Source organism: Mesorhizobium sp. NZP2077 (assembly GCF_013170805.1).
In the GTDB taxonomy this organism is placed as follows: Bacteria; Pseudomonadota; Alphaproteobacteria; order Rhizobiales; family Rhizobiaceae; genus Mesorhizobium.
This window is the reverse complement of record NZ_CP051293.1, coordinates 6563103-6574947: the sequence shown is the minus strand read 5'-3', so window position 1 is coordinate 6574947 and position 11845 is coordinate 6563103. Positions and strand designations below refer to the sequence as shown.

Here is an 11845-nt window from a genome sequence, read left to right as displayed (position 1 = left end):
GCTGATATGTCCAACATCGCCGTCACCGATGCCGCGGCCCCATCGACTGCCGCCAAGCCGTTCCTGACGCGCCTGGGTGCCGGCTTCGTCAACCGGCTGGTCATCATCGTCCCTTACCTCTGGCTGCTGTTCTTCTTCCTCATTCCCTTCGTCATCGTCTTCAAGATTTCGCTGTCGCAGACGGCGATCGCCATGCCGCCCTACACGCCCGTGCTCGATTTCAGGGACGGCATTTCCGGCTTCTTCGCCGGCTTCCGCAACCTCAACTTCGACAATTATGTCTGGCTGACGCAGGACTCGCTCTATTTCAAGGCCTATGTGACAAGCGTCATCATTGCCGCCATCTCGACCGTCCTGACGCTGATCGTCGGCTACCCGATCGCCTATGGCATGTCACGCGCGCCGGCGACGGTCCGTCCGACATTGCTGATGCTGGTCATCCTGCCGTTCTGGACCTCGTTCCTGATCCGCGTCTATGCCTGGATCGGCATTCTCAAGCCCGAGGGGCTGCTCAACCAGCTGCTACTGTCGCTGCACATCATCAACCAGCCGCTGGTCATCCTCAACACCTATACGGCGATCTTCATCGGCATCGTCTATTCCTATTTGCCGTTCATGGTCTTGCCGCTCTATTCGTCGCTGGAAAAGATGGACTGCTCACTGATCGAGGCGGCCAAGGATCTCGGCTGCCCGCCGACCTCAGCCTTCTGGAAGATCACCTTCCCGCTGTCGCTGCCCGGCGTCATTGCCGGCTGCCTGCTGGTGTTCATCCCGGCCGTCGGTGAGTTCGTCATCCCCGATCTGCTCGGCGGCTCGTCAACGCTGATGATCGGCAAGACATTGTGGAACGAGTTCTTCGCCAACCGTGACTGGCCGGTGTCGTCGGCCGTCGCCGTCATCCTGCTGTTGTTGCTGACCGTTCCGATCATGCTCTTTCAGCAGGCGCAGGCTAAGGCGCAGGAGCAGGGCAAATGAACGCCACCTGGAGCCGCTTCAACGTCACCTCGATCGTGCTTGGCTTTGCCTTCCTGTATTTGCCGATCGTGCTGCTCATCGTCTTCTCGTTCAATGAATCCAAGCTTGTCACCGTTTGGGGCGGCTTCTCGACGAAATGGTATGTGTCGCTGTTCCACAATCAGGGCCTGATGGACGCCACCTGGGTCACGGCGCGCGTCGGCGTCATTTCGGCGACGGTAGCGACCGTGCTCGGCACGCTGGCGGCACTCACCCTGACGCGCTACACGCGGTTCCGGGGCAGGGTGCTGTTTTCTGGCATGGTTTTCGCGCCGCTCGTCATGCCGGAAGTCATCACCGGCCTGTCGCTGCTGCTCCTCTTCGTTGCCGTCGGTCTCGACCGCGGCTTCTTCACGGTGACGCTCGCCCACATCACGCTGACAATGTGTTTCGTGGCGGTCGTCGTGCAATCGCGCCTGGTGTCTTTCGACCGATCGCTGGAAGAGGCAGCGATGGATCTCGGCGCAACGCCGGCCAAAACCTTCTTCCAGATCACGCTGCCGGTCATCCTGCCGGCGATCGTGTCCGGCTGGATGCTGGCCTTCACGCTGTCGCTCGACGATCTGGTCATCGCCAGCTTCACCTCCGGCCCGGGCGCCACCACGCTGCCGATGAAAATCTACAGCCAGGTCCGCCTCGGCGTGACGCCGGAGATCAACGCCGCCTGCACCATCCTGATCGCCGTCGTCGCGGTCGGCGTCATCATCGCTTCGATCGCCAACAAGCGGCGCGAGGTGCAGCGCCAGCTCGACGAACAGGCGGCGCAGCGCGGCTGAGTATGATCCCGAAAAGTGAAAGCCGGTCTTCGGGCTAAAGCAATTCCAGGAAAAGTGTGAGCGGTTTTCCGTCTGGAATTGCGTCAAAACAAAGAGTTAGAGCGTTTCGCCGTTTCCATGAAACGGTGAAACGCTCTAGCACTACTTTGGCAGATTGTTAGCGGAGAGGGCTCTGCGGCAGTGGGGACAACGGATTGGGGGCGGCTGCGCTAGCGCGGTGAGGATGGCTTGCCTGACGGGGGGGGTAGGCTCGGTTGGGGCGGCGGGCCAACGATTCTTTTTTTTCCCCCCTCCCGCTTGTTTGAGGCGGCGAGATTGCAGGAAGGCGTAGGCGATCATCGTCATCAGCGCGTGCCGGTGCAGGCCGGTCCATGAGCGCCCTTCGAAGTGGTCGAGGCCAAGTTCCTCCTTGAGCTGCTGATGCGCCTGTTCGCAGACCCAGCGCGCCTTGATGGCGCCTGCGATCTGCTTGAGCGGGGTGTCGGCGGGCAAGTTGGAGAGGTAGTATTTGCGCTCGCCGGTCGAGCGGTGCTCGCCGATCACCCAGACCTCCTCGCCGGGCAGATGCTGAGCGCCCATGTCGCGGATGCGCTGGGGTGGGCCATCTGCAACCCGGACACGGACAGCGGCGAAGCGCGCCGAGAGGCGGCCTTTGGTGCCACGCCGCCAACTGACCGCGCGCCATGGGGCTGTCTCCAGCATCGCCTTCGCGGTCATCGACTTCACATCGGGGATATGCCGCTGGCGCGGACGGCCGCGTCCGGCAACGGGAAAGATCATTGCCACGTCGGCGGGATAGACCTTCTGCTTGAACGGGATGCCGACGGCCCAGGTAAGGCCGCGCTCGGTGAGCGCCTGCCGGAAGGGGGGGGGGCGCTCAAGCCATATCCGGCATCGGCGAGCACGCAGCCAAAGCGTAGGCCGGCTGCGCGAGCCCGGTCGATCTCGGCCAGCGCGATTTCGGGCTTGGTCCTGTAGGCACGATGGTCCTCGGGCACACCGGCACGGTCGAGCCGGGCGGGATCGGAAGTCCAGCTCTCGGGCAGAAACAGCCGCAGTCCCACCATGACCGGCACTTCGCTAGAGGCCAGCGTCAGCGACACCAGCGTCTGGCAGTTGGCGTTCTTACCAAGCGCCGAGGCATATTGCGGCGCGACGCCGACCGAGTGGCGCCCCTTCTTGGGGAGCGCTGTGTCGTCCACGATCAGCCATGCATCGTTCCCGCCAACTTGTCTGTCGGCCTCCGCAAGTAGCACCTTCTCCAGCGGCCCAGCATCCCACACGCCGCTCGCGATGAAGTGGTGCAGCTGGTCATAGTTGACGCCTGCGTCGCGCGCCGCCATCGGTTGGATGCTCTTGCGATCCCCAAGGCCAATCAGCCCAGCAATATAGGCCGGACACATCCGAGCACGCGTCTTGTGCCTCAACGCCGAGACGAACGGCTCAAGCCACTGCTCCAGATCGACTTGCCAATCCCTGTTCATGGCCGGCCCCTCCAACAGCCGACCTCTCATGAATCACGCAAAACCGCTCTTGGGAATCCTCAAACGCTCCCAGAACCAAAAAAATGCCAAAGTAATGCTAGATCATGCTTAACTGGACGAAAGCAGGCGTCGGAGTTATTCGCCCGAAACGCCGCGGCTTATCGGGGAAATGAACGGCGTGCTCCACGTTCCGCCGACGAAGAAGGACGACTGGTTGGGTCCCTGCTGGCCGGTCTTCTGTGTCGCCGCCTGGTCCGGCTGGATGACGCCGCCGGACAGCGCCAGCCCGCGCCCTGCATAGGAGGCGATGCCGGAAAGCCAAATCTTGTATTTCGCCGAATTGGCCTCGGCCTTGTCCAGCCTCGCTACGCCTCGCGAAATGGTTGCCTTCACTTCGGCGCCGTCGATCGGCAGCGTGCCGTCCGAGACATCGTCAAGCGCGAAGAAGCCACCCTGTTCGGAATGTTTGAGAAAGGCCGGCAGGTTGAATTTGCTGAGCGCGCCGGGGCCGAAGGTCGCCGAGACCGAACCATCAGCGTTTTCAAAGATCGAATCCCAGGTCCTGCCCGGCCCCTTGAGGATGACCGAAACGGTGCCGGTGCCGACCGGCACCAGCCGGGTCATGCCGGCTGCCGTGCCGAACGCGCCGCCATCGACATCCGACGCAAGCAGCCTGATCTCGACCTGGGTGCCCTCGGGCTTGCGGTCGAAGCGAAGGCTGGTCTGGATAGTGCCGCCAAAGGCCGAGGCGTCGGAGATATCGAAGACAGAAAGACCATCCTTGACCTGGGCGGTGGCGGCGACATCGGCAAGCTGGATAGCGCCGGCCGTGGCATGCGCCGCCGACAACCTGAGATCGAGATTGACCCGGTCGGCGAAACTAGCCTCGACGTCCCCTGACCCAGCCCCGCTTGCCGGCCCCAGCGGCGTGAAGGCGGACAGGAATGACCTGAGATCGAGCGTGTCGAAAGCGAGCGTGCCCGAAATCACCGGCTGGGCGTCGCCAAGCGACAGGTCCAGCGCGCCCATGCCTGGATTGTTGTCCAGCGCCAGCGCGGTGTTTTCGAACTTGATGCGTCCGGCCGAGGCCGTGACCTTGCTCGAAATGCTGACGGAGCCGATCGCCGCGCTCGGCGCGATGCCAACCTGCGACCATTCCAGCACGCGGCGCAGCGAAGGTGCCGCGAACTTCACCTGGCCGTCGTAATAGGCGTTCTCGGACATGCTGGCCGTGCCGTCGAAAGAGAAGGTGGCGGGCGCGGCCTTGAAGGACAGAGTGAGCGGTGCCACGCCACCGGCGAACAGCACCAGCGGCTTCGGCGAGGCCGCGTCGACGGTCACACTTTCGCCCCGCCAGATTCCGGTTGCCGATAGCGTCGCATTGCTGTTCATCGCCGCCCAGCTCGCCTGGCCGCTGAGGCTGCTTAGGATTTCCACGTCCTTGCCGTTGACGGAAGCCACCATGCGGCCGTCCCTGAACTCAACCGTGCCGAAGGCGTCGGTCGGCAGCTTGTCGAGGTCGGGCTTGGCGGGATCGGCACTGACCACGCCGCGCGCCGTGTCGATGGAACGCGCAATGCGCCCGCCCGTCGGCACGGTGGGCAGGAACAGGCCATCTGCCGTGTGCTGGACCCGGATCGTCGGCCGCACCAGCCGCGCCGTGGAAAACGCCACATCGCCCTGCAAGGCCGCCATGGCCGAGAGGTCGATCTCGACCCGTTCGGCTTCGACGACCGGCGGCGCGTCGGTGTCCGTCCACTTGGACAGCGTCACATCGGTCAGGATTGCACGGAATTTCGGCCAGACCTCGATGCGCGGCGAGCCGTCAATGGCGACCCGGAAGCCGCTCCAGGCGCTCATCTCCCAGGCAATGCGGTCGCGCACGATGCGCGTCGAGGCGATCAGCGGCAGCGTGGCGACCACCAGAGCGATGACGATCACGGCAGCGCCGATCGCCCATACTCCGCGGCGGATCAAGGATGATGGCATCTCGCCTATATGCTTCCGTTCCGATTAATCGCCCGACATGTGTAAACCCGGTCGTCACCACGACCCCAGTCGTCACTACGACTTAGGACTGAGGCATTTCAAGTCTTTATGGCCCGGCGATGGCATTTGCGCACACCTGGCCGCTTGCGCCCAACAAAATCTTGCTCTGCTGCGCTGCGATATGCATAAGCGATGACGACCGTGGGAGGATCGATCATGGCTGCCGAAGTACCGCTCTGGACCCCGACGCAAGACCAGATTGACGCTTCGCCATTGACCGCTTTCATGCAAGCGGCATCAGCCAAAACCGGCGCGCCCTTCTCCTCTTATGCCGACCTTCACCGCTGGTCGGTCGAGGACCGCGAGGGGTTCTGGAACCTGGTCTGGGACTTTTCCGGCATCGTCGGCGACAAGGGCGAGCGCGTGCTCGTCGACGGCGACAGGATGCCCGGCGCCTCGTTCTTCCCCGACGCGTCGCTGAATTTCGCAGAGAACCTGCTGAAGAAGACAGGCGCGGGCGAGGCCATCGTCTTTCGCGGCGAGGACAAGGTCGAGCGGCGGCTGTCGTGGAATGAGCTGCATGGCCTGGTCTCGCGCCTGCAGCAGCTTCTGCTGTCGCTCAAGGTGAAGAAGGGCGACCGCATTGCGGCGATGATACCCAACATGCCGGAAACCGTTGCCGCCATGCTGGCCGCCGCCTCGATCGGCGCTGTCTGGTCGTCCTGCTCTCCTGACTTTGGCGAACAGGGCGTGCTCGACCGCTTCGGCCAGATCGAACCTGTCGTCTTCATCGCGCCTGACGGCTACTGGTACAATGGCAAGGCAATCGAGGTCGCCGACAAGGTTGCGGCGGTCGCGGCCAAGCTCGGCAGTGTCGGCAAGGTCCTGCTCGTCGACTATCTAGGCACCTCGGCTGACGTGGCCGCAACCATCGACAAGGCGGTGGCGATGGAAGAGGCGCTGGCGCCCTTCGCCGTCAAGCCTGTAACCTTCGAGCGGCTGCCGTTTTCGCATCCGCTCTACATCCTGTTCTCATCGGGAACGACCGGCATTCCCAAGTGCATCGTCCATTCGGCCGGCGGCACGCTGATCCAGCATGTCAAGGAACACCGGCTGCATGCCGGGCTGATCGACGGCGACCGCTTCTTCTATTTCACCACCTGCGGCTGGATGATGTGGAACTGGCTGGTGTCGGGCCTCGCCTCCGGCGCGACGCTACTGCTTTACGATGGCTCGCCCTTCTTTCCCGACGGCAATGTGCTGTTCGATTTTGCCGATGCCGAGAAGATGACCTTCTTCGGCACCTCGGCCAAATTCATCGATTCCGTGCGCAAGGCCGGCCTCAAGCCGATCCGCTCGCATGATCTGTCCACGGTGCGCAGCATCTCCTCCACCGGGTCGCCACTGTCGCCCGAGGATTTCCGCTTCGTCTATGACGGCATCAAGAAGGATGTGCATCTCGCCTCGGTTTCCGGCGGCACCGACATCGTCTCCTGCTTCGTGCTCGGCGTGCCGACGCAGCCGGTGTGGACCGGCGAGATCCAGGGGCCCGGCCTCGGCCTTGCCGTCGATGTCTGGGACGATGACGGCAAGCCCATCAGGCAGGAGAAGGGCGAACTGGTCTGCACCAAGGCGTTTCCGTCGATGCCGATCGGCTTCTGGAACGACCCCGAGGGCAAGAAGTATCAGGCGGCCTATTTCGAGCGTTTCGACAATGTCTGGTGCCATGGCGACTTCGCCGAATGGACGGATCATGGCGGCATGATCATCCACGGTCGCTCCGATGCCACGCTCAATCCGGGCGGCGTGCGCATCGGCACGGCGGAGATCTACAACCAGGTCGAACAGATGCCGGAAATCCTGGAGGCGCTGTGCATCGGCCAGGATTTCGACAATGACGTGCGCGTCGTGCTGTTCGTGCGGCTGGCCGCCGGCGTGCAACTCGACGAGGATCTGGAAAAGCGCATCCGCACCAAAATCCGCACCGGCGCCAGCCCGCGTCACGTGCCGGCAAAGATCGTCGCCGTCACAGATATTCCGCGCACCAAGTCAGGCAAGATCACCGAGCTTGCGGTGCGCGACGTCGTGCATGGCCGTGCCATCAAGAACAAGGAGGCGCTGGCCAATCCGGAGGCGCTGGAGCTGTTCAGGAACCTGCCGCACCTTGCCGACTAAGGGGCGGACGCCATGGTTAACGAAATATGTCGGTAGAATTTACCTAGATTTCATGAGTGGTACACATTCGTAAATTTTTCGACGAACTGGTAAGGAGTTGTTAAGGCCCGGCGTCGATAGTCGCATGTAACTTGAGGGAGAAATCCCGTTCCTCAGCCCCCGGAGGATCTGAATTCGCTCAAGCCCCCGTTGTGACAGCAATCCCATCTCTTAAGGCGTCCTCTGGACGCCTTTTCTTTTGCGCTTGCTATTCCGCGAGCACGCGGGTCGACGGAAACGCGACCTCCACCAGCGTGCCTTCACCAGGCGTCGAATTGATGGTGAAGCGGGCGCGGTTTGCTTCCACCATCGCTTTGGTCAGCGGCAGGCCAAGGCCGGTGCCGTCGCCGCGTCCGCGCTTCAAGGCGTTGATCTGCTTGAACGGCTTCAGCGCCTGTTCGATCTCGGCCTGGCTCATGCCGATGCCGGTGTCGCGCACCCGCATGACGACATCACCTGAAGTCTCATAGGCGGTCGAGACGATCACCTGGCCGCCGGCCTGGGTGTAGCGGATGGCGTTCGATAGGATGTTGAGCGCGATCTGGCGCACGGAGCGCAGGTCGGCCACTACCTCCGGCAGCCGCGAGGCGAAGCTGGAACGGATGATGACGCGTTCGCGGTTGGCTTGCGGCTGCATCATCGCCACGGTCTCGGCCAGCGTGTCGTTGAGCGACACCGCCTCATAGGCCATCTCCTGCTGGCCGGCCTCGATCTTCGAGATGTCCAAGAGGTCGTTGACCAGATCGAGCACATGGTTGCCCGAGCGGTTGATGTCGCGCAGATAGTCGCGGTAGCGGTCATTGGCGACCGGCCCGAACTTCTCGTCGACCATCAATTCGGAAAAGCCGATAATGGCGTTGAGCGGTGTGCGGATCTCGTGGCTGATGCGGGCGAGGAAATCGGTTTTCTGCGAGGAAGCCCGTTCAGCCACCGCGCGCGCCTGGGTGAGATCTTCCTCGGCTCGCTTCCACTGTGTGATGTCGCGCACGACGGCACAGAAGCCGCTGTCATTGGGCAGCCGGCCGATGGTCATGAACAGCGGGATAAAGCGCCCCTGCGCTTCGCGTCCGATCACCTCGCGGCCGTCATTCATGACGCTCGCCACGCCGGGCTCGGACAGGCCGGTGAGATAGTCGCGCGCCGCGCGTTGGCTTTCGATGGCAAACAGCGAGGCGAATGGCTTGCCGGTCACCTCGTCGCTGTCGAAGCCGAACAGCGCTTCGGCCGGGCGGCTGATCGAGCGGATGGTGCCGTCGCAGCCGATCAGCACGACGCCGTCGGTGGCGGTGTCGATGATGGTGCGCATCTCGGCGATGCGTGCCTTGAGCTCGGAAATGTCGGGCTGTGTCGGCTCCTCGCCGACCAGATGCAGGGCAGCGGGTGCTTCGTCCTCGCCGGAACGACGCACGACCAGCATCAGCGCCTTGCCGTCGCGCCAGGGGACCGAGCGCAGGATGGCGTCGATCGGGAATTCCTGACCATCGCGCGTCTTCAGCCGCAGCGCCCGATCGCTGCCGTCGGAAGTGCCTTCATCGGCGTAGGGATCGGCAAACAGAGCGCCCAGGCCGCCGGAATCCTCGAGATCCTCAAGCGTGTCGTAGCCGGTCAGGTCGAGGAACTCCTCGTTCGCATAGTGCAGCTGGTCGCCCGAATGGATGAGCAGCGGCACCGGCAGCTTGCCGAGCAGCGAGGTATCGGGGGCCTTGCTTTCATCGCCAATGGAAAAGGCGGAGGGTACGAACCCCTCGGTCTTGAGCGGCGGTACCTGCAGGCGGGGACGCTGGATCTCGGCTGCAACTTGTGCACGGACAGTCGCGGTGGCTGGCGTAATGGCTTGGCCTTCGGAGATTGTCGATGGCCCGGCATGCTCTACGGCCTGATCATCAACCGCGGCATCTTCAGCGCCGTCGGTCCAATCCTCATTGTCCTCGGCATCGCGAAAATCGGCCGACGTCATGCTGTCGTCGTCGGCTGCGACATGCCCGGCGCCCGCAACGGCCGGTTCCTCCTCAATCGCGGCGGGCTCGGCACTTTCCGGTTCCGTGGCGATCGGCTCAGAGGCCGTAGGCTCGTCATTGTCCGCGATGGGGCTCGGCTCATCGTTGTGGTCGGCGTAGCTGAGCAGCGAGCCTGTCGCACCGGACGGCGCGTCGGCATGCTCCTTGTGAACCACGCCGTCCGGATGGGCGCCATCAAGCCTTACGAGATCCGCCTCGTGCTCTCTATCGACTTCGGTCCCGGACGGTTCGGCCAGCACCGCGTCGTTCTCTGGCGCCGCCACCGGGATTTCGCCGACCTCTGTCGGCCCATGGTGCGGGGCAGCGTCAGGCGTCGAGGCAGCCTCGCCAGCGGATTCGATTGGCGTTTCGGTCTTGGCGGCCGGAGCCTCCGCTGCTGTTTCCGCCGCTGGCGCGGCCGGTGTCTCGATCGCCGGTTGCGTCGGGCTTTCGGTGCCGGGCTTGTCGGTTTCCGCCGGCTCGGCCGGCGCACTGTCCTTCTTCAGCCGCTCGCCGATCTCACGAAAGGCGCTGCGTTCCAGCGTTGACAGTCCCTTGTCATTGGCCGGCTGCCGATGTTCGGCCAGGCGGATGACCTTGTCGGCAAAGCGCCGCTCTTGTTTCGGCACGATGGTCAGCGCCGGCACCTCGCCCCTGAACGGGTCCGCCGCGTTTGGTTCCTCGGCCTTCGGCGCTTCAGCGGGAGCTTCGACGGCTTCCAGTACGGACGCCGCCACTGGCGCCTCGCCGTTGGGCACCAGAGCCATGCCGATCGCTTCCGGATCGACGACGGCGTCACTGGGGCGGGCAACGCCGAAGCCGCGAAAACCTTCGAAGGCACGGCTGCGGCCATAGACAGGCAAGGCCGCGAGGTCGACGGGGATCTTCAGGTCGGTGCCGACGACAGGCCACAGCACGGAGCGGCCGGACCAGGTGTCGCGCCGCTCCAGCAGGCCGGCGATCTCGCCGGACGCATCAAGGCCGAAGGCCGCAGCGACGTCCCTGAAGCGCCGGCCCATCACATCGGCGGCCGGCTTGCCGACGATATCGGCGAATTCCGGCGACAGCGCGCTGAACTTGCCCTCGCCGTCGGTGCGCCAGACGAAGCGCAGCGGTGCCGCCGAGCGGTCAATCGTCCGGGCTGGGGTTGCAATCGTTGCAGCCGGGGAGGTGGCGTCGTCCGGCTTCGCGCTGTCCACCGAAGCCTCGGCGCCAATCGCCTCGGCCACGTTTTCCGGTTCCGGTGTGGCAGGCGCCGGTCGCGCGTCATCCTCGCCGGCATTGAAGTACCAATGATCGTGTTGTGCCGGCGTGCCTCCCGTCGCCGGCTGATCGTTGTCGGCAGCAACCGATGGCGGCCCGGTCGGCTCCGCAATCTCTTGCGTTGCCTGTTCCGGCTTATCTTCAGCCACAGGCTTGGAAGGGGCAGGCTGCTCAATCTCAGCAATGGCTGGCTCGGCAGTGGCTGGCTCGGCAGTGGCGGGGGTCGGCTCTATCGCTTCTGTGTGCGAAACATCCGCCGTCGGCTGGTTGTCTTGGTGAGGCTCGGATGCTGCGGCTGCGCTTTCTGCTGCCGTTGCAGCGCCGCCAATCTCGTTGATGGAGCTTTCCGTTGCTGTGGGGGGCTCGTCCACCGAGGTCTCTGCAGCAGAACCGTTGTCCTCGAGCTGATCCTCGTCGATCACCACCAGCAGATGTCGCTCCGGGGTCAGCCGCGCGAGGCCGGCCGGATAGGAGGTGTTGCCGCCCGGAACCAAGCGCTTGACGATGCGCTCGTCCTCGGCAGCGACATCGGCCACCAGGGCGGCCAGTGTTGCGGGCTGGATGCCGAGCGCAGAAAATCCCTCCGAGGCGGCCTCGACATTGCCCCCGGCATCGATGAAGGCGATGAAATGGCCGTCTTCGGTGAAGCCGCTGATCGCCCGGCTGGCGATTTCGGCAGCGCTGCGCGAGCCTGTCTGGGCTGCAGGCACCGCCAGCATGATCGCCTTCTCGCCGTCGGGCAGGGTCACGGCACTTGCCTGGAAGCCGATGGTCCGGCTGGTCATGCCGGTCGCCAACCTGACGGTAATGCCACGATCATTGCCGATTTCGGGAAAACCGCTGGTCGCCATGATCTGGCGGCGAGCGATCAGCGGCAGCTGTGCGGAGGCGCCGATGATCGCTTCGATGTCGGGGTAGCCGAACACAGCGGCGCCCGGCCCATTGGCCCAGATCACCTGCTCCAGGTCCACCGACAGGATCGCGATCGCGTCGCCGGCGGCAAAGCGCTGGCGGACCGCGTCGAGCACGGCGACGTCGAGGAAGGAATATTCGGACGGCATGCGCTTGGCGAACCCTCACGGAGCAGCGAAATTTGCAGTTAACGCTT

At 64.0% G+C, this 11845-nt stretch carries 5 protein-coding genes and 1 pseudogene; 3 read left to right on the top strand and 3 right to left on the bottom strand.

Annotation, left to right across the window (positions count from 1 at the left end):
* The first annotated feature begins 6 nt into the window (after nucleotides 1-6).
* Together HGP13_RS32470 and HGP13_RS32465 are read left to right on the top strand one after the other, a co-directional pair.
* Nucleotides 7-975, top strand: coding sequence for an ABC transporter permease subunit (locus tag HGP13_RS32470; protein WP_172233740.1), 969 nt, complete (start codon nucleotides 7-9; stop codon nucleotides 973-975).
* On the top strand, nucleotides 972-1790 hold the full coding sequence (locus HGP13_RS32465) for an ABC transporter permease subunit (RefSeq protein WP_019860323.1): 819 nt from the start codon (nucleotides 972-974) through the stop codon (nucleotides 1788-1790). The genes HGP13_RS32470 and HGP13_RS32465 overlap by 4 nt, the downstream gene beginning before the upstream one ends.
* A 141-nt stretch (nucleotides 1791-1931) precedes the next feature.
* Here HGP13_RS32465 and HGP13_RS32460 read toward each other — a convergent pair.
* Together HGP13_RS32460 and HGP13_RS32455 are read right to left on the bottom strand one after the other, a co-directional pair.
* A pseudogene (locus tag HGP13_RS32460) lies at nucleotides 1932-3274 on the bottom strand (IS701 family transposase).
* A 135-nt stretch (nucleotides 3275-3409) separates the two neighbouring features.
* Nucleotides 3410-5263: an AsmA family protein gene (locus HGP13_RS32455; protein WP_172233737.1), complete on the bottom strand. Its 1854-nt coding sequence runs from the start codon at nucleotides 5261-5263 to the stop codon at nucleotides 3410-3412.
* A 216-nt stretch (nucleotides 5264-5479) separates the two neighbouring features.
* On the opposite strand from HGP13_RS32455, the gene HGP13_RS32450 reads away from it, so the two are divergent.
* Entirely contained in the window at nucleotides 5480-7438 is a 1959-nt protein-coding gene (locus HGP13_RS32450; protein ID WP_172233734.1) for an acetoacetate--CoA ligase, read from the top strand.
* Nucleotides 7439-7685: 247 nt separating this feature from the next.
* Here the strand turns inward: HGP13_RS32450 and HGP13_RS32445 are convergent, their stop codons facing one another.
* On the bottom strand, nucleotides 7686-11798 hold the full coding sequence (locus HGP13_RS32445) for a PAS domain S-box protein (protein ID WP_172233731.1): 4113 nt from the start codon (nucleotides 11796-11798) through the stop codon (nucleotides 7686-7688).
* Nucleotides 11799-11845: the final 47 nt, after the last annotated feature.